Genomic DNA, 17,968 nt, shown 5'->3' on the forward strand with positions numbered 1-17,968 from the left:
GTCCCTGGAAGAGCTGGCGATCCGGCTTTCGAATGTGGTTCGTGTGATCTACAACGGTTTCCTGCTCAGTCTGGAAGTGGATGGGCGGGAGCTGATCGTCTTCCCCAATGGGCGCGCTATCATCAAGGGCACGACTGATGAAGCGGAGGCGCGCACCCTATATGCCCGATATATCGGCACCTGATGAAAACGCATAGGGGGCCAGCACTGCTGGCCCCCTATGATTTCCCTTTTTCAGCGGGTGATCTCGAAGCGCCGGCCGGCGCTCCGCCCGAAGACCTCGGGGAAGTACATCTCGTAGGCCGTCGCCGGCATGACCTGGAAACTGCCCGGCAGGCTGGCGCGCATCAGATAGGTGTACTGATAAGTGCCTTTCGCCAGGTACGTGGCGAAGAGCACCACTTTTTCATCCCGCAGTTCGGTATGGGTGGGGGTCCACCATCCGTACCACCACCACTTCCACCAGGGGCCTTCCGGCTTCTCCACCTGCTCCAGGCGCGGCGGCTCCATGGTGGCGCTGGTGGTCTCCAGACTAGTATCAATGGCCTCACAGCCGGCCGGCAAGGGGTCCTCCAGCACCACGTAGTGTAGGTCATTGGGCGCGATAATGGTCAGCCGCACCTGGATGACGTCGCCCACCTTGGCGGCGGTAATAGGGGTGTCGGGCGCATCGGCCAGGCGGTATTCCCGCGAGACGATGACGCCGCGCGAGAGTTCCTTGACCTCTTCCGCCGGCAGGTAGTATTTCAGGTGCGCGGTGTAGTAGAGGCGCCCTTTGTCGGACTCGCCGGCGCCGGCACTGCGGGTGATGAGCAGGCGGTTCGCCTGGTCCAGCAGGAGGTCGGCGATGGCCACCTGCGCCTTCACCTGCTCGTCCACGTTCTCTGGGGTCACCTTACCCTGGGCGATGACATTGCCGTTGACGTCCACGGCGAAGGAGTAATCCCCTTCCAGCTCGCCGGTGGCCACCATCCAGTCGGTCAGGCCGAGCAGGGCCCAGACGGTCTCGTAGGTGGATTCCCAGCGGCCCTCTTTACGCACCGACATCAGCCAGCGCACGGCGTTGCCGGCGAGTGGGTTGTCCTTGTCATAGCGCGCCAGCGCAGAGAGGACGATGGCTGTGGTGCGGGTGTCGGTGTTCATGTTGCGGTAGTCCTGGTACGCCTCTTCCCAGTGGGCGCCGGTGGCGCTGAGGATGGCCTGGCTGTAGATGTCCGAGAGCAGGGTGTCCACGCGGCTCTTCTGCCCGGGGTCGATGGCGCCCAAGGCGTTGGCCAGCAGGGCTTTCGCCCAGATGCCCATTTTCTGCCGGTTGTCGAAGAGGAGCACGGCCCGGCTCAGCTCCCGGGTGGCATCCTCGCCGGCCCACTCATCATAGTTCGCCAGCACGTAGAGCTGGAAGACATCCCGGTTGATTTGCCAGACGTTGGTGGTGGTGCGGATGGGATACTGGCGTTCCCGCAGGTAGCGGGCGGCGCGCGCCATGACGTCCTGATCTACGGGGAAGCCGGCGCGTGCCGCTTCCGTCATGCCGAAGAGGACATAGGCGGTCAGATAGTTATCGGTGTCGTCCCGCACCCACCAGCCCCAGCCGCCGTTGAAGCGCTGGGCGGAGTACAGTTTCTGCAGGGCGGTGCTGACCAGCGTGGGCAGTTTCTCCTCCAGCTCGGGGTTGCGGATGCCCAGGCTCTTCAAGGCGCGATAGGTGAAGACGTTGGGCAGGAAGCGGCTGACGGTCTGCTCGATGCATTCATAGGGATAGCTTTCCAGGTATTTCAGTCCGTCGCGCATGCCGGCGGCCAGGCTGGGGTCTATGGTCACCGTCAGCTCGCCCATGCTGGGATCCAGCACCTGCGGCAGGACGATGGCCTCGACGCGCTCGCCTTTGGCGTCGATCTGGCCGGCGGTGGCGACCGTCTCCGGTGTGGAGGGGTGATAGACCGGCAGGACATGTTCCACCGCATCCCGCAGGCCGGCGCCCTCCGCGGTGAAGCGGATGCGGGCCTGTTCGACAGCCTGCACGCGCGCCCTCCAGCTCAGCTTCTGCAGGCCGTGCGCCGGCACATCCACCGTGCGCCCGAGCACATCGGCCGTTTCCACGCCGTCCGCGCTCAGCGTCACCTGGACGGAGGCCGGCGCGTCGGTGTTGTTATGCACGATGCAGGAGATCTCGACCTCGTCCCCGATGACGAAGAAGCGCGGCAGTACCGGGCGGGCCATCAGGGGCAGGGTGGCGATGACATCTGCAGTCTGGACGCCGACGCGCGTGTCGGCGGTGATGCCGCGGGCGTCCATGCGCCAGGTCGTCAGGTTGTCCGGCAGGGTCACGGTGACCGCGGCCTGGCCGCTGGCATCGGTCGTGACCCAGGGGTTCCAGTAGGCGGTGTCGGGGAACTCGGTGCGGACGAACATGTCAGCACCTTCCATGCCGCCACCGCCACCTTTGCCGGCCGGCATCTCCGCGACGGCCTGCTCCGCACGCACGTTGACGGAGGTGACCAGACTGCCGGCGGTGGTGAAGCCCAGTCCACGTTCATGCCAAAAGGCATCCTTCATCAGGCCCTGGCCCGGGCCGCCCAGCGCCAGCACCGCCTTGTCAATCAGCCCCAGCGAGAACTCCGCCTGCACCGGCCGGCCCATCCAGTCGGTAGCCCGGATGGTGAACGTGGCGGCATCGCGCGGCTGATACGTATCTTTGTCCGGGATGACCTCTACCTTCAGCTCCTTGCTCTCCGCGGTGACAGGAAGCTGGATATATCCCACGCGGAAGGAGCCCAGTGGATCGGCGGCGTCCTGGGGCTTGACCAGCACCACAGAGACGAAGATATTGGGCACATACTGCTCGCGGATGGGCACGCTGATGGTGGCGCTGTTGGATGTCAGCTCCATCAGTTCCACGGAGTAGAGCCGGCCGCGCTCGACCGTCACCAGTGCCTTCACCGGCCCGGAGAAGGGGGAGGGGATGAGGATGGTGGCCACATCGCCCGGCCGGTATTCCTTCTGGTCGGCGACCAGCTCGATGCGGTAGTTGTTCTCCTGCCGCCAGCTCACGAACTCGTCCGGCCGGCCGCTGACCCAGATATCCACGGCGGAGCGGATCTCGTTCTCGCGGTGGTCACGGCCGATGGCGCGCACGCGATAGCTCCCGCCCTTTTCCGGCACGAAGGTGAAGGTCGCCTGACCGTTGGCGTCGGTGGTCACGGTGCGGGTGATGACCGGCGTCTCGATGACCTTGCTGGTCCAGTACAGGTTGCCGTATTCGTCTTCCTGCTGGACGTTGTCCCAGCGGGTGGAGTAGGCGACCACCCGGAGGGGGGTATTGGGCATGGGTTGGGACTGCGGGTCGACGGTGATGATCTCGATGTCCGCCGGCTGGCCGGCGCTGAGCACATAGCGCTGGGCGCGCAGGCCGATATAGTACTCGCCCTTGTGCACGATGGCGCTGGCACGGCCGGCCACCACCTGGTCGTTGACGTCGGTGATAGTAACGTCAATGGTGAACTGCTGGCTCAAGCGTGCTTCTTGGATGAGCGCCGGCACCTGGAAGACGAAGCGCCCCTCGGCGTCGGTTTGGCCGGCGCCGCTGGCAATCTCCCGGCCGTAGAAGGAATAGCCCGGTTCCTGCGTCCAGTCATAGTCCTGGAAGCTGTACCAGCCCTTGCCCTGATATTCGAACCAGTAATCCTGGCTGAAGATGGTCCACTCCACCTTGGCATTGCGCACCGGCCCGCCGAAGTAGTAATTAGCCTGGACCGCCGCGTTGATGACGTCGCCCTGGATATACTCGTCTTTATCGGTGGTCACGGAGACCTGGTATTCGGGCTTGCGGTACTCCGCCACCTGGAAGCTCTGGCCGAAGCTGTACGCCGGCTGGTCTTCGGATTCCCCCAGGACAATGGCTTCCATATAGTAGTAGCCGAGGGCGGCTTCCTCGGCCAGCTCGAAATCGCCGGCGAAGGTGCCCATGGGACTCAAGGGCAGTGTCTCCTCGTACACCTTGTTGCCCTGCGGGTCGTTGATGCGCACCCGCACCGAGCTGATGCTCGTGGGGAGGGAGTACTGCGCATCGTCGTCCGCCCGTAGGACGCCCTTGAAATGCACGGTCTGCCCCGGCCGATAGATGGGCCGGTCGGTATAGAGATGGCCCACCCAGTAGGGGATAATATAGTTCTCCGACGGGATGTCGAATTCCCAGGGGGAGATGCCGTCGTTCCAGCGCCGGCTAATGACGCCGACTGGCTCGGCCGGGTCGCCCAGCACCGCTACCACGGAGCTCCACATATCCTGCTGGGGATGGGGGGCCTGGAACAGCCCGCGCTCGTCGGTGCGGCCGGCGGCGATCTCCTTAGCACCCTTGTCGTACAGATGCACAGGGATATCGCGTACCGGATCACCGGTCTTCCAGTCAGTGGCCCACAGCAGGCTCTCCGCCGCGCCGGTCTTCAGGATGAGGTGATAGGGGGATACAATCATGACATGCCGGATGGCGTACTGCGCCCGCTCTTTCTGCGTCATACCGGTCGGCAGAACGCGCAGGAAATAGAGGCCAGGAGGGAGCGTGGCGCCGGCCTGTCCGATGACCGAGAGCTTGGTCCTGCCAAGGGCATTGGGCTTGGTGTCGAACGCCAATTGGCCCTGGAACAACAGGTCTCTCTCCGAGGGGACGAAATTTTCGTATTCGCGCCAACCGCTGTCCCCCTCGAATTTAAGGTAGTTTTCGAGGGAGAGGCGGAACAAGGCCCACTCGACGCCCTCGATGTTGCGGTGGTTCAGCACCACCTCCGCCGGCCAGTAGGCGTTGTACGTGCCGGCCATGCCGCTGGCACCGACCAGCGAAAGGCTGGGAGGGTAGTCGCCGGTGCGGAAGCGCAGGGTGAAATCTCCCGGCAGATGGTTGCCCCAGCGGTCGCTGATGCCGGCGCCCAGGATGATGGTGTAGTCGGTCTGCGGCTCCTTCGAGAAGGATATCCACAGCCGCGCCTCATATTCGGAGTAATAGGTGTAGACGTCGGTCGGTTCGGGGATGATGCGCAGGTTGGGCGCGATGGTCTTCTCCACCACTGGCGCGGTGAAGTAAATCTCCACCCCGCTGTAGGGGTCCACATTCTTCGCCTCCTGGGCTGGAGAAGTGCTCTTGACCGCCGGCAGGGGCACGACGCGGAAGCTCCATTTGGCCGGCGCCAGCAGGGTCTCTTCTCCGACGGCCGGCCGCGCGGTGTCATCAATGAGCGCCTGGTACTCCTCGCCGAAGCGGAGCATCTCCGCCGGCCGGAAGATCATCTGCCGGCCGTCCTCGGACCACTGGAAGGTGCCTGCGACCTGTTCCCCGCTCTTTTCATGGCGCAGGGAGAAGGCCTGTTCGGTGGACGCGGGGTCCATGGCCACGGAGAAGGTCACGGTGATGGGGCTCTCCGGGGCGATCATATCGCCGGCCGGCTCGGTGCTGATGACTTCCGCCCGTGCGGTGTAGAAGGACCAGGTGAAGTCCTGGGTCAGCTCTCCGCCGGTGGTGTCCTGCAGGCCGGCCTTGACGGTGACCCAGTACTCGGTGGAAGGGGCCAGACCTTTTGCCGGCTTGAAGGCGTACACGGAGGTATTCACCCATGCGCCCTCCCCTTCCAGCGCCGGCTCGATGACCAGCGGCTGGGGCAGACCCTTCTGGTCCTCAATAGATGTGAGAGGGACCACTGGGCGGTTGAAGACCACGAGGATCATGCTGTCAGGGCTGACATCTATGGCGCCGTCTGCCGGCTGTACCGAGGAAACCTCCAGGAAGCCGACCGTCTGCAGGCGGAGTTCCAGCGGCCGGCTCAATGCCAGGCCGGCGGCGCTCTTGGCCGTCTCGGCCAGCGTCAGGTGGTAGGTGGCAGAACGTTCGGGCGCGGTTTTGGGCGTGAAGATGACGGAGCGCCCCTCGACGCGCAGTTCCCCTTCCAGCGCCGGCCGCATGGAGAAGGCGGCCTTCACCGATTCGGCGTCCATGGGCTGGTCGAAGGTGAGCACCACCGGCTGGCCGGGCCGCCATTCCTCGCCGGGGGCCGGCGTGCGGGATACCAGGACAGGGGGCAGAGGGCCGAACGATACCGGTTGTAGCCCGCCCGGCGCCGGCGTCTGGCCGCTCGTAGGGGTGGGCTGGGGTGTGGGCGTGCGCGGCGCACATGCCGGCAGGAGCATAGCGAGAATCACCAGGATAGATACCATCGCAACCGTCATCTTGTCTCCGGACATCATTTTCATCCTTCCTTCCAGCATGAAGTGGAGAGGCGCAAACGCCCTACCGGAGCGGGTCACAGCACTGCAGAAGCCGCGGCGAGGGGGCAGAGTTCATTCAGGTCGTTCTATTATCGCAGACCATTATTATGACGTCAAGCCCTGGGGAAAGGTTCCATTTAGAGGTGACTGTCACCTTTATTTGACTTTCGGCGGTGCTTATGGTATAGTTTTGGCTGTGCCGGCCAGGGAAGTGGATCTGCTGGCCGCTTTGGTGTGCCAGTCGTTTCCGATGCACTGCATGTGAAAGGGAGGAGCCGCTATCAGCAGTAAAGCACATCGCGTCAACGAGGAAATCCGGGCATCGCAGGTCCGGGTCATTGACGAGACGGGCAAGCAGGTCGGCGTGATGACGCCGGCGGAGGCACTGCGCCTGGCCGAGGAGCGAGGCCTTGATTTGGTGGAGGTCTCCCCCAATGCGGACCCGCCCGTCTGCCGGCTGATGGATTACGGGAAGTTCGCCTACGAGCGCGCCAAACGCGAGCGGGAAGCCCGTAAGTCCCAGAAGACCATCGAAGTCAAAGAAGTGCGCCTGCGTCCGAAGATTGGCGAACATGACCTGGCCTTCAAACTGCGAGACATGCGTCGGTTCCTCGCCAGCGGCCACAAGGTGAAGGTGCGGGTGCTCTTCCGCGGCCGAGAGTTGGCCCATCCGGAGGTGGGCAAGGAACTGCTGGACCGCCTAGCGGCAGAGGTGGCCGATGTGGCATCCGTAGAGCAGGAGCCCCAGGTGGAAGGGCGCACGCTGGTGATGCTGTTTGCCCCCCTTTCCAAATAACGCGGTTCGTCCATCGGGCGTAAATGGATAGGCTTTTGCGGGCGCGCCGGCTGAAAGGCCGGCGTCTTCCTGTCAGAGCCTTGCCAAGTGAGTATCTCTTAATTGTACAGGGAGGGATAACGTGCCAAAACTGAAGACGCATAAAGCGACATCCAAGCGGTTCCGGTACACCGGTTCGGGCAAGCTCATGCGCACGAAGATCGGCAAGAGCCATCTGCGGCGCAAAAAGTCGGCGCGCGTCAAGGCCCTGTTCGACCGCATGATCGAGGTCGAAAGCCGCGGCGCTAAGCGCCGTGTCGCACGGCTGGCCCCCTATCTCCAGAAGACCGGACACTAAATCCAATTCATTTTTCGTTCCACCGCCCGGGCGTCCGACACCACGTGCCTGTGCGGTGAGAGGAGGTGAGTATGCCAAGGGTAAAACGTGGTGTGATGGTTCGTCGTCGTCACAACAAAATCCTCAAGATGGTGAAGGGTCAGCGCTTGACCCGCACACGCCGCTTCAAGCGGGCCAACGAGGCCATGCTGAAGTCGCTGTGGTACGCACAGCGCGATCGCCACAACCGCAAGCGTGATTTCCGCCGGCTGTGGATCACCCGCATCAACGCCGCCGCCCGCCTGCACGGCCTGAGCTACAGCCGCTTCATGCACGGCCTGAAGCAGGCCGGCATCGAGCTGGATCGCAAAATCCTGGCCGATATGGCTGTGCGCCGGCCCGCCGCCTTCGCCGAACTAGCGGAAGCCGCCAAGGTCGCCCTGGCCAGCTAGCCCGGCGGCAGGCGCTCGCAAGGGAGGAGTGCCCGTGCCGGCAGGCATCACCAGCACTTCCAACCCCAAGGTCAAATACGTCCGCTCCCTGTACGAGCGGCCGGCACGCTGTCGCGAGCGGAGGTTCGTTGTCGAAGGCCTTCGCCTGGTGGAAGAAGCCCTGAGAGCGGGTCTCCAGCCCGCTCTCGTTTTTTATACCCAGGAGTTTGCGGAACGAGCGGAAGGACGAGAAGTGCTGGCGCGCATCCGCCAGCAGGGATGGCCGGCGGAGCAGGTGGCACCCCATGTGATGGAGCACATGGCCGAGACAGTGACGCCGCAGGGCATCCTGGCTGTCGTGCCGTTCCCCGAGCGGCCGGCCCCGCAGTACCCCGGGCTGGTGCTGATTGTGGATGCGGTGGCGGACCCCGGCAACCTGGGCACGCTTCTGCGCTCCGCGGAGGCCGCCGGCGTGGAGCTGGTGCTGTTGAGCGAGGGCACGACCGATGTCTTCAACCCCAAGGTGGTGCGCGGCGGGATGGGCGCACATTTTCGTCTTCCCATGCGCTGGGGCATGCGCTGGGAGGATATCGCCGGCGCCGTCCAGGGGCTGACCGTCTACCTGGCTGATGTGAGGGGCGAGCGCAGTTATGACGAGGTGGATTGGACGCGGCCGGCGGCGCTTATCGTGAGCAGTGAGGCGCACGGCCCATCGCCGGCGGCGCGCCGGTTGGCGCACGAGGCTATCTATATCCCGATGCTGGGACAGACCGAGTCCCTGAACGTGGGGGTGGCCGGCAGTATTATCCTGTTCGAAGCCGCCCGCCAGCGCAGGGTCCAGGCCCGGTGTTGACTTGTTGGCAAAGTCGGATATATTTATATTAGGTAGTGCGGATACGCTGTGCGCATCCTTGTTGAGATACCAACCCCTGAGCGGATGGAGTATTGGGGGATCAATATATCAGCGGCATGTTTCCCGTTAGTGATGAAAGGAGGTGAGGAAGGGTAATTCCATCTGCCGGCGGGTGAATGTCATTCCGTATTATCGCTCTATCATTTTTCATTCTGCCGCCGGCCGCGCCGTACAATTGAATAGATAATCCGCAGGGTTTATTGATGGAGGATATGATTATGAGCTTTGAATTTTTCCTGCGCCTGGTGGGGATGATCGCCTTCGGCATTATTGGCTGGCAGGTGGGTTTCATCCTTGGCGGGTCTCAACCCAGTTCCCTACCGTATATCATCGTCTTATCCCTCGCCGGCGCCGCACTTGGTCTGCTCGTCACGCCTTATTTCACTACCAGGCCGTTCCGCGCGGTCCGACGCGCTATCCGCCAGATGCCGGCCCATCAGCTCACCGCCGGCGTCATCGGATTGGTCGTCGGGCTGATCATCGCGGCACTGCTGGCACTGCCGCTCTCGTTACTGCCGGCGCCGTTCGGGCAGATCCTGCCGTTCGTGGGGGCGGTGATCTTCGGCTATCTGGGCGTGGCGGTGATGGTCATGCGGCAGGCGGACCTGTTCGCCCTGTTCGAGTCCCGTTTCAGTGGGTTCGAGGGGGGCGGGCAAGGGGGTGGCCGGCATATGGTACTGCTGGACACCAGCGCCATCATTGACGGCCGCATCGCCGATATCAGCCGCACCGGCTTCATCACCGGCGTCATCACAGTACCGCGCTTTGTGCTGGCGGAACTTCAACACATCGCTGATTCGCCGGACCCCCTGCGCCGCAACCGCGGCCGGCGCGGCCTGGAGATGCTCAACAAGCTCCAGAAGGATTCGGTGGTCCCCATCCGCATCACCGATATGGATGTGGAAGGCACCCGCGAGGTGGACGACAAGCTCATCCTGCTGGCCAAGAAGTATCACTGTCCCATCATCACCAACGATTACAATCTCAACCGGGTGGCCGAGCTGCAGGGGGTCACCGTGCTGAACATCAACGAACTGGCCAACGCCGTCAAGTCGGTCATCTTGCCCGGGGAGACGATGCAGGTGCACATCATCCAGGAGGGCAAGGAGGTGGACCAGGGCGTGGGATACCTAGATGACGGCACGATGGTGGTGGTGGAGAACGGCAAGCATTATATTAATCAGACCATCACGGTGATGGTGACCAAGGTTCTGCAGACGGCCGCCGGCCGCATGCTGTTCGCCACACCGCAGGTGAACGGTTAGTGCGCATAATTTGGGAGATTCGGGGGGCATGACGATTATCACGGTCTCGCGCCAGATGGGCGCGGGGGCGGATTTGGTGATCGCCGGCGTGGCAAAGGCTCTGGAATTACAGGTCGTTGACAGGGCGCTGATCGGCCGCGCCGCGCTGGCCGCCGGCGTGCCGGAGGTCGTCTTCGAGGAGCTGACCTACGAGGGACAGCGGGGGCTGGTACAGCGCATGATTGAGCTGATGGGCATACTGGCCGCCGGCGGCGTGCGCCCCTCCCAGGAACCTCCCACGGAGAGCGTCAGCCCCTGGGCGCTTCCCTTCGGAGGGGCGTTCGCCGCGGCCTTCCCTTCCGCCCGCGATACGGCGGCCAGCCTGGAGCGGTATGTGCAGGTCATCGGAATGGTGGTCCGCGATCTGGCGGAGCAGGGGAACGTGCTCATCGTCGGGATGGGCGGCCAGGCCATCTTGCGGGATGACCCGCGTGCCGTGCACGTGCAAATCCTGGCCTCGTTTGAGGACCGTCTGCGCCGGGTGATGGAGCGGGACAGGTGTTCGCGCGGGGAGGCTCTGCGCCGGCTGAGGGCCAGCGACGAAGCGCGCGGCCAGTACCTGCGCCGGCACTACGGCGTGGATTGGATGGACCCGACCCTGTATCACTTGGTGTTGAACACCTCGAAGCTGGGGACGGCCGGCGCCGTGCGCGCCATCGTGGCGGTGGCGCGACACTGGCAGGCGGGCGGTATGGCAGTGGAGCGGGACAGCGGCCAGCCCGCCGGCGGCCCCGAAGGAGACGAGACGGATGGCATCTGAAGGTACCGTGCGGGTGCGCTTTGCGCCCAGCCCCACCGGCCGGCCGCACCTGGGCAACATGCGCACCGCACTGTTCAACTGGTTATTTGCCCGCTCCCAGGGCGGTGCTTTCGTCCTGCGCATCGAGGACACGGACCAGACGCGCCGCATCGAGGGGGCGGTCGAGGCCATATATGAGAGCCTGCGCTGGCTCGGCCTGGATTGGGACGAAGGCCCGGATGTGGGCGGCCCCTATGGGCCGTATGTGCAGTCGGAACGACTGGCGTTGTACCAGGAATGGGCGCGCTATCTGATCGAGCATGATAAGGCATATTACTGCTACTGTTCCAGCGAGCGGCTGGAGCAGATGCGGGCGGAGCAGTTAGCCCGCGGCGTGCCGCCGCGCTACGACCGGCGCTGTCGCAATCTGACCGCCGAGGAGCGCCGCGCCCTGGAGGCACAGGGCATTCAGCCGGTCATTCGCTTTAAGACGCCCACCTCCGGCAAAACGGAATATACCGACCTGCTGTTGGGGAAGCGCCAGGTGCGCAACGCCACCCTGGATGACTTCATCCTGATGAAATCGGACGGCTTCCCCACCTATCACCTGGCCAATATCGTGGATGACCATTTCATGCGCATCACACACGTCATGCGGGCGGATGAATGGCTTCCCAGCCTGCCGCGGCATATCCTGCTGTACCAGGCCTTTGGATGGGAGCCGCCGGCCTTCATCCACCTGCCGCTCATCGTCAATAAGGAGCGGAAGAAGCTCAGCAAGCGCGATGGGGACATGGAGCTGGACTGGTACCGCCGGCAGGGCTACCTGCCCGAGGCCGTGGCCAACTTCCTGGCACTCATGGGCTGGACGCCGGGCACCGGCAGTGAGCTGATGACGCTGGATGAGATGGTGCGCCACTTCTCGCTGGAACGGCTGTCCCGAAGCCCGGCGGTGTTTGACCTGGAGCGCCTGGCCTGGTTCAACCGCCAGCATCTCAAGCGCCGGCCGCTGGCTGATATTGTGGCGCTGTGCCGGCCGTACCTGCGGGAGGCCTTCGGCGCCGAGACGGCCTGGCGGCCGGACTGCGGCTTCCCCGACCCGGAGGCATGGCTGGCCGCCCTGGTGGAAGCGGTCTATGAGGAGCTGGCCTGTCTGTCCGAGATCACGGACGCAGTGCGCTTTGTCTTCGCGGATGTCCCGCTGGAGCCGGACGCCCAACAGGTGCTGGCGGAGCCGGCCGCCGGCGTTGTCCTGGCGGAGTTCGACCAGCGCCTGCGCCGGCTGGCGGACCTGCGGCCGGAGAGCGTCCAGCAGATGCTGGCGGAACTGCGGGGTGCGCTGAAAGCATCGCACGGGCTGGCCGGCCGGCAGGTCATGTTCCCCCTGCGCGCCGCGCTCACCGGCCGCCTGCACGGCCCCCAGCTTCACCTGGTTATTGCCCTGCTGGGCCGCGAGCGCTGTCTGGAGCGCGTGGCCCGCGTGCGGAACGCCCTGGCGGAGAGGAGATGAGACGATGACACTGTACGTGTATAACTCGCTGACCCGACGTAAAGAGCCTTTCGTCCCTTTGCACGAGGGGAAAGTGGGCATATATGTCTGCGGCCCGACGGTCTACGGCCATGCGCATCTGGGACACGCCAAGAGCTATGTGTCCTTTGACGTGGTGGTGCGCTACCTGCGCTATCTGGGCTATCAGGTGCGCTACGTGCAGAACATCACCGACGTCGGGCATTTGACCGATGACGCGGACGCCGGCGAGGATAAAATCCTGAAAAAGGCGCGGCTGGAGCGGTTGGAGCCGATGGAGCTGGTGGAGATTTACACCCGCTCCTATTTCGAGGACATGGACGCCATGAACGTCCTGCGGCCCAATATCTCGCCGCGCGCCACTTGCCACATCCCGGAAATGATCGAGCTGGTGCGCACCCTGCTGGAAAAGGGGCACGCCTATGAGGTGAACGGCTCGGTCTATTTCTCGGTGGAGACCTTCCCGGAGTACGGCAAGCTTTCGGGCCGGCGTATTGAGGAGCTGGTCGAGGCCGTGCGCATCGAGGCCAACCCCGAGAAGCGGCACCCGGCCGACTTTGCCCTCTGGAAGCGCGCCGAGCCAGGCCATATCCTGCGCTGGCCCAGCCCCTGGGGGTGGGGCTATCCGGGCTGGCATATCGAGTGCTCGGTCATGTCCACCAAGTACCTGGGCCAGCCGTTCGATATCCACGGCGGCGGGCTGGAGAACCAGTTCCCCCATCACGAATGCGAGATCGCGCAGTCGGAGGCGGCCGCCGGCGTGCCCTTCGCCCGTTACTGGCTCCATAACAACATGGTCACCGTCAACGGCGTCAAGATGGGCAAATCGCTGGGCAACTTCGTCACGCTCAAAGAGGCGTTTCAGCGTTATTCGCCGCTGGCGGTGCGCTTCTTCGTGCTGAGCAGTCATTACCGCTCGCCGCTGGACTTCTCCGAGCCGGCGCTGGAGGCCGCCGAGCGCGGGCTGGAGCGCCTGCACATCGCCGTGAAGCTGGTGCGCGATGCGCTGGCGCGGGCCGGCCAGCCCACCGATGACCCCGACCCGGAGGTAGTGCGCGTGCTGGAGGAACATACAGCGCGCTTCTTGGAGGCCATGGATGACGATTTCGGCACGCCGCAGGCGCTGGCGGCACTGTTCGAGCTGACGCGCGAGACCAACACCTGGATCAATACCGGCCGGCCCCTTTCCGCCGCCTCGCTGGCCGCCATCAATCAGACGTACAATGAGCTGGCCGGCGATGTGCTTGGGTTACTGCCGGCCAAATTCGAGGAAGCGGCCGGCGCGGACCTGACCGGTCAGCTCGTCCAGCTCTTGATCGAACTGCGGCAGGAAGCGCGCCAGGCCAAGGACTATGCGCGCGCTGACCGCATCCGACAGCGGCTCAACGAGATGGGCATTATCCTCGAGGACGGCCCCGAGGGCACACGCTGGCGCATGCGCTGATGGAACAAACCGACCATGATGATTGACCTGCTGTACGGCCGCAACGCGGTGCGGGAGGCTTTGCGCGCCGGCCGGCGGCGCATCTATGCCATCTACCTGGCAGAGGGCGCCAAAGTGCGCGATGCGCTGGCCGATATCGTGGAGATGGCCGAGCGCGCTGGCGTGCCGGTGCGCACGGCCCCGCGCGAGCAGATGGATAAGCGCCTGGCCGGCGCCAAACATCACGGCATCCTGGCGGAGGCCTCCCCGTACCCGTATGTCCCCCTGCGCGAACTGCAGGAGCTGTGCGCGCGGCGCGACCCCCCGCCGCTGATGCTCCTGCTGGATCACCTGCAGGACCCGCAGAATGTGGCGACCTTACTGCGCACTGCCGAGGCGCTGGGGGTGGACGGCGTGGTAATGCCGGCGCATCGGGCGGCCGGCGTCACGCCGGCGGTGGTGAACGCCTCCGCCGGCGCGGTGGAGCACCTGCGCATCGCCCAGGAGACAAACCTGGTGCGCGCCATGCAGGCCCTGCAGGAGGCCGGCCTGTGGCTGGCGGGTGTGGAGCTTGCCCCGGGTGCCAAACTGTATGTGGAGGCGGACCTCACCGGCCCGCTGGGGCTGGTGGTGGGAAGCGAGGGGGAGGGCATGAGCCGGCTGGTGCGCGAGACCTGTGACTTCCTGATCTATCTCCCCATGGTCGGCAAGGTGAATTCCCTGAACGCGGCGGTGGCCGGCTCAGTGGCCCTCTACGAGGTCTGGCGCCAGCGCGCCCAGGCGGCAGGCGGCTGATCCGGAGAAAGGAGCGGCAGATGGAATTGGGCATGATCGGATTGGGGCGCATGGGCGCCAATATGGCGCGCCGGCTCCTGCGCGGCGGCCATCGCGTGGTGGGCTATAACCGCAGTCCGGAGAAGACGCAGGCGCTGGTGCCGGAGGGGCTGGAGCCGGCCTATTCGATCGCGGAGCTGGTTTCCCGACTGTCCCGGCCGCGCCTGGTGTGGTGCATGGTGCCGGCCGGCGAGGCCACGGAGCGGACGCTGGCCGAGGCGGCGGAACGCATGGAGGCCGGCGATGTGCTGGTGGATGGCGGCAATTCGTTTTACAAGGACACCCTGCGGCGGGCGGAGCAGTTTCGTGCCCGCGGCTTGTATTTCGTGGATGTGGGGACCAGCGGCGGCATCTGGGGGCTGTCCCAGGGCTACAGCCTGATGGTGGGCGGCGCGCCGGAAGCGGTGGAGCTCCTGCGGCCGGCCCTGGAGACGCTGGCGCCGGCGCCCGACCGGGGCTGGGGGCATGTGGGGCCCACAGGGGCCGGCCACTTCGTCAAGATGGTGCACAACGGCATTGAGTACGGCATGATGCAGGCCTATGCCGAGGGGTTCGAGATCCTGCGGAGCAAGCGGGAATTCGCGCTGGACCTGCATCAGGTGGCCGAGATATGGCGCTACGGCAGTGTGGTGCGCTCCTGGCTCCTGGACCTGATTGCCCAGGCCCTGGGAGAGGATGTGAACCTGCGGGAGATCGCCCCGTATGTGGAGGATTCGGGCGAGGGGCGCTGGACGGTGAAGGAGGCCATTGACCTGGACGTGCCGGCGCCGGTGATCACCTTGTCGCTGATGGCCCGCTTCATCTCCCGCCAGGAGGACAGTTATGCAGCGCGCCTGCTGGCGGCCATGCGCCGGCAGTTCGGCGGGCATGCGGTGCGCCGCGCCGGCGAGGAGGAGGCTCATGGCGAAAATGCCTGACGCGCCGGCCACGCTGGTCATCTTCGGCGCATCCGGCGACCTGACCCAACGCAAGCTGGTGCCGGCGCTGTTCAGCCTGTACTGCGCCGGCCTCCTGCCGCGGGAGCTGGAAATCCTGGGGGTGGCCCGCTCGCCGCTCTCCGACGAGGAGTTTCGCCGGCGCATGCTGGAGGGCGCGCGGGCCTATGCCCGTCTATCGCCAGGACTGTGCGCCCGTTGGGACGGCTTTGCCCCGCGCCTGCACTACCGACACCTGGATTATGAAGCGGGCGAATCCTACCAGGCACTGCGCACATGGCTGGAGGAGATGGACCGAGCGCGCGGGGTGGAGGAGGGCCAGGCCCGCCGGCTGTTTTACCTGGCGACGCCGCCGGCGCTCTATGTCCCTATCATCCGCCATTTGGGGGAGGCCGGCCTGTCCCGGAGCGAGGCCGGCTGGGTGCGCATCGTGGTGGAGAAGCCCTTCGGCCGGGACCTGCCCAGCGCCCGGGCGCTGAACGCGGAACTGCATCATTACTTTGCGGAGGAGCAAATTTACCGCATTGACCATTATCTCGGCAAGGAGACCGTGCAGAACCTGCTGGTCTTCCGCTTCGCCAACACCATCTTCGAACCGCTGTGGAACCGCACCTATATTGACCATGTCCAGATCACGGTGGCGGAATCCATCGGTGTGGGGCATCGCGCCGGCTATTACGATCAGGCCGGCGTCCTGCGGGACATGTTCCAGAATCATCTGATGCAGTTGCTGACCCTGACGACGATGGAGCCGGCGGCGGCCTTTGACGCCAAATGCCTGCGCGACGAGAAGGCCAAGGTCCTGCGGGCCGTGCGGCTGGTGGATGCCCGCCGCGACAGCGTGCGGGGGCAGTACCTGGGTTACCGCCAGGAGCCGGGCATCGCGCCGGATTCGCGCACAGCCACGTACGGCGCACTGCGGCTGTACATTGACAACTGGCGCTGGCGGGATGTGCCCTTTTTCCTGCGCTCGGGCAAGCGTTTGGCGCAGAAGGCCAGCGAGATACTGATTCAGTTCAAGGCGGTGCCGCATCTCATGTTCGAGCTGATGGAAGGGCGCAGTCTGCCGGCCAACTCGCTGGCCATCTGCATCCAGCCGGACGAGGGGTTCCATCTGCACTTTGAGGTGAAGGTGCCGGGCGCCGGCATGCTCACCAAATCGGTCAATATGGAGTACCACTACGCCGCGGAGGGCATCGTGCTCCCAGATGCCTATGAGCGCCTGCTCCTGGACGCCCTGCAGGGGGACGCGTCCCTGTTCGCCCGGGCGGATGAGATCGAGCGCTCGTGGGAACTGATTGATCCGATTGTCGCGGCATGGGACGCGGACGAGGTGCCGCTGTATTTTTACGAGCCGGGTAGCTGGGGGCCGGCGGAGGCGGACGCACTGCTGGCGGAATCCGGCCGGCGCTGGAGCTTGGGCTGTCAGGGCGCGTGAGAGGGGAAGAGGTGGCGTACTGTATGGTCGAGGTGCGGGTCCTGCCCACGGATCAGGAAGTTGCCCTGGAGGCGGCGGAGCGTTTCGTGAAAGCCGGCCGGGAGGCCATCGCCGCGCGCGGCCGGTATGTGGTCGCGCTGGCCGGCGGGAATACGCCGGCGCCGCTCTACCGCCTGCTGGGAGAGCCGGCATGGCGCGAGGCTCTGCCGTGGGAGCGGGTGCACCTTTTCTGGGGCGATGAGCGCTGTGTGCCCCCCGACCATCCCGACAGCAACTACGGCCTGGCCTGGCGGGAGTGGCTGTCCCACCTGGATATCCCGCCGGCCCATCTCCACCGTGTGCGATGTGAGGAAGGCTCGGAGCAGGCCGCCGCGGCGTACGAGGAGGAACTGCGCGCCTTTTTCGGGGAGGAGCCGGCCTTTGACCTGATTTTCCTCGGCGTGGGGGAGGATGGGCACACCGCGTCGATTTTCCCCAGCACGCCGGCGGTGCTGGAGACGCGCCGCTGGGCCATGGTCAATCATCGGCTGGGGGAGGCACTGCCGCGGGTGACGCTGACCCTGCCGGTGTTGAACGCGGCGCGATATGTCCTCTTTCTGGTGACGGGGGAGCGCAAGGCGGTGGTGGTGTGCCGCATACTGTTAGACCCGACACTGCACCGCAACGCCCTGCCGGCGGCGCGCGTGCGGCCTTGGGCCGGCACGGTGACCTGGCTGTTGGATGCGCCGGCGGCCTCATTGTGGCTGCGATTGCGCACATCTTCTGCAACAGAGGGTGCATAGCATGGAGGCTGTTCCACGCGGGCTTCGCCGCAACATGATCCTGCTCGTGGGGAATTACATCACCTTCGGGATGGGGCTGGCCTTCTTCAGCTCCAATACGGTGATGCCGGTATTTCTGCGCTATTTGACCGCTTCGAACCCGCTCATCGGGCTGATCACCTCCCTCCAGACGGTAGGGTGGACAACTATACAATTGGTGGCGGCGCGCTGGATCCACAATAAGCCGCGCCGCAAGCCCTATCTGGTGTACTTTTCGCTGGGCGCTCCGCTGGCCTAC

Annotated in this window: 15 protein-coding genes; 14 read left to right on the forward strand and 1 reads right to left on the reverse strand. The window is 64.9% G+C overall.

Annotated features, from left to right (window positions below; genetic code table 11):
* Positions 1 to 184, forward strand: a 184-nt coding sequence (locus tag H5T60_02510) for a thiazole biosynthesis adenylyltransferase ThiF (GenBank protein ID MBC7241302.1), incomplete at its 5' end; no start/stop codon positions are given.
* 50 nt (positions 185 to 234) lie between these two features.
* On the opposite strand, the gene H5T60_02515 is transcribed toward H5T60_02510, so the two are convergent.
* Complete coding sequence (locus H5T60_02515) at positions 235 to 6,213, reverse strand: Ig-like domain-containing protein (GenBank protein ID MBC7241303.1); 5,979 nt, start codon at positions 6,211 to 6,213, stop codon at positions 235 to 237.
* Between the two features lie 319 nt (positions 6,214 to 6,532).
* Here H5T60_02515 and H5T60_02520 point away from each other — a divergent pair, with 319 nt between their 5' ends.
* From H5T60_02520 to H5T60_02580, 13 genes are all read left to right on the forward strand, one after another.
* Positions 6,533 to 7,048, forward strand: a complete 516-nt coding sequence (locus H5T60_02520) for a translation initiation factor IF-3 (GenBank protein MBC7241304.1) — start codon at positions 6,533 to 6,535, stop codon at positions 7,046 to 7,048.
* A gap of 121 nt (positions 7,049 to 7,169) precedes the next feature.
* Complete coding sequence (rpmI, locus tag H5T60_02525; protein ID MBC7241305.1) at positions 7,170 to 7,385, forward strand: 50S ribosomal protein L35; 216 nt, start codon at positions 7,170 to 7,172, stop codon at positions 7,383 to 7,385.
* 71 nt (positions 7,386 to 7,456) lie between these two features.
* A complete protein-coding gene (gene rplT / locus H5T60_02530) occupies positions 7,457 to 7,816 on the forward strand; it encodes a 50S ribosomal protein L20 (protein MBC7241306.1) in 360 nt (119 codons plus the stop codon).
* A 34-nt stretch (positions 7,817 to 7,850) separates the two neighbouring features.
* The gene (locus H5T60_02535; protein ID MBC7241307.1) at positions 7,851 to 8,648 is read left to right on the forward strand and encodes an RNA methyltransferase; all 798 of its coding nucleotides are present in this window, start codon (positions 7,851 to 7,853) and stop codon (positions 8,646 to 8,648) included.
* A gap of 278 nt (positions 8,649 to 8,926) precedes the next feature.
* A complete protein-coding gene (locus H5T60_02540; protein MBC7241308.1) occupies positions 8,927 to 9,973 on the forward strand; it encodes a PIN domain nuclease in 1,047 nt (348 codons plus the stop codon).
* A gap of 28 nt (positions 9,974 to 10,001) precedes the next feature.
* A complete protein-coding gene (locus H5T60_02545; protein ID MBC7241309.1) occupies positions 10,002 to 10,772 on the forward strand; it encodes a cytidylate kinase-like family protein in 771 nt (256 codons plus the stop codon).
* Positions 10,762 to 12,261 (forward strand): glutamate--tRNA ligase, encoded by a 1,500-nt coding sequence (locus H5T60_02550; GenBank protein MBC7241310.1) that lies wholly within the window; start codon positions 10,762 to 10,764, stop codon positions 12,259 to 12,261. The genes H5T60_02545 and H5T60_02550 overlap by 11 nt, the downstream gene beginning before the upstream one ends.
* 4 nt (positions 12,262 to 12,265) lie before the next feature.
* On the forward strand, positions 12,266 to 13,723 hold the full coding sequence (locus H5T60_02555; protein MBC7241311.1) for a cysteine--tRNA ligase: 1,458 nt from the start codon (positions 12,266 to 12,268) through the stop codon (positions 13,721 to 13,723).
* 18 nt (positions 13,724 to 13,741) lie between these two features.
* Entirely contained in the window at positions 13,742 to 14,497 is a 756-nt protein-coding gene (gene rlmB, locus H5T60_02560; protein MBC7241312.1) for a 23S rRNA (guanosine(2251)-2'-O)-methyltransferase RlmB, read from the forward strand.
* 20 nt (positions 14,498 to 14,517) lie between these two features.
* The gene (gnd, locus tag H5T60_02565; protein ID MBC7241313.1) at positions 14,518 to 15,453 is read left to right on the forward strand and encodes a decarboxylating 6-phosphogluconate dehydrogenase; all 936 of its coding nucleotides are present in this window, start codon (positions 14,518 to 14,520) and stop codon (positions 15,451 to 15,453) included.
* Entirely contained in the window at positions 15,446 to 16,909 is a 1,464-nt protein-coding gene (zwf, locus tag H5T60_02570) for a glucose-6-phosphate dehydrogenase (protein MBC7241314.1), read from the forward strand. Before gnd ends, zwf begins: the two co-directional genes overlap by 8 nt.
* A 23-nt stretch (positions 16,910 to 16,932) precedes the next feature.
* On the forward strand, positions 16,933 to 17,691 hold the full coding sequence (gene pgl / locus H5T60_02575; GenBank protein MBC7241315.1) for a 6-phosphogluconolactonase: 759 nt from the start codon (positions 16,933 to 16,935) through the stop codon (positions 17,689 to 17,691).
* A 1-nt stretch (position 17,692) separates the two neighbouring features.
* On the forward strand, positions 17,693 to 17,968 hold a 276-nt coding region (locus tag H5T60_02580), incomplete at its 3' end, for a hypothetical protein (protein MBC7241316.1).

It is taken from the genome of Anaerolineae bacterium, assembly GCA_014360855.1.
Taxonomy (GTDB): Bacteria; Chloroflexota; Anaerolineae; order JACIWP01; family JACIWP01; genus JACIWP01.

Bases quoted from the DNA above. Each gene is read 5' to 3' on its own strand.
- H5T60_02515 (MBC7241303.1), bottom strand. From the start codon at position 6,213: ATGACGGTTGCGATGGTATCTATCCTGGTGATTCTCGCTATGCTCCTG.
- rplT (MBC7241306.1), top strand. From the start codon at position 7,457: ATGCCAAGGGTAAAACGTGGTGTGATGGTTCGTCGTCGTCACAACAAA.
- H5T60_02540 (MBC7241308.1), top strand. From the start codon at position 8,927: ATGAGCTTTGAATTTTTCCTGCGCCTGGTGGGGATGATCGCCTTCGGC.
- H5T60_02545 (MBC7241309.1), top strand. From the start codon at position 10,002: ATGACGATTATCACGGTCTCGCGCCAGATGGGCGCGGGGGCGGATTTG.
- H5T60_02550 (MBC7241310.1), top strand. From the start codon at position 10,762: ATGGCATCTGAAGGTACCGTGCGGGTGCGCTTTGCGCCCAGCCCCACC.
- H5T60_02555 (MBC7241311.1), top strand. From the start codon at position 12,266: ATGACACTGTACGTGTATAACTCGCTGACCCGACGTAAAGAGCCTTTC.
- rlmB (MBC7241312.1), top strand. From the start codon at position 13,742: ATGATTGACCTGCTGTACGGCCGCAACGCGGTGCGGGAGGCTTTGCGC.
- gnd (MBC7241313.1), top strand. From the start codon at position 14,518: ATGGAATTGGGCATGATCGGATTGGGGCGCATGGGCGCCAATATGGCG.
- zwf (MBC7241314.1), top strand. From the start codon at position 15,446: ATGCCTGACGCGCCGGCCACGCTGGTCATCTTCGGCGCATCCGGCGAC.
- pgl (MBC7241315.1), top strand. From the start codon at position 16,933: ATGGTCGAGGTGCGGGTCCTGCCCACGGATCAGGAAGTTGCCCTGGAG.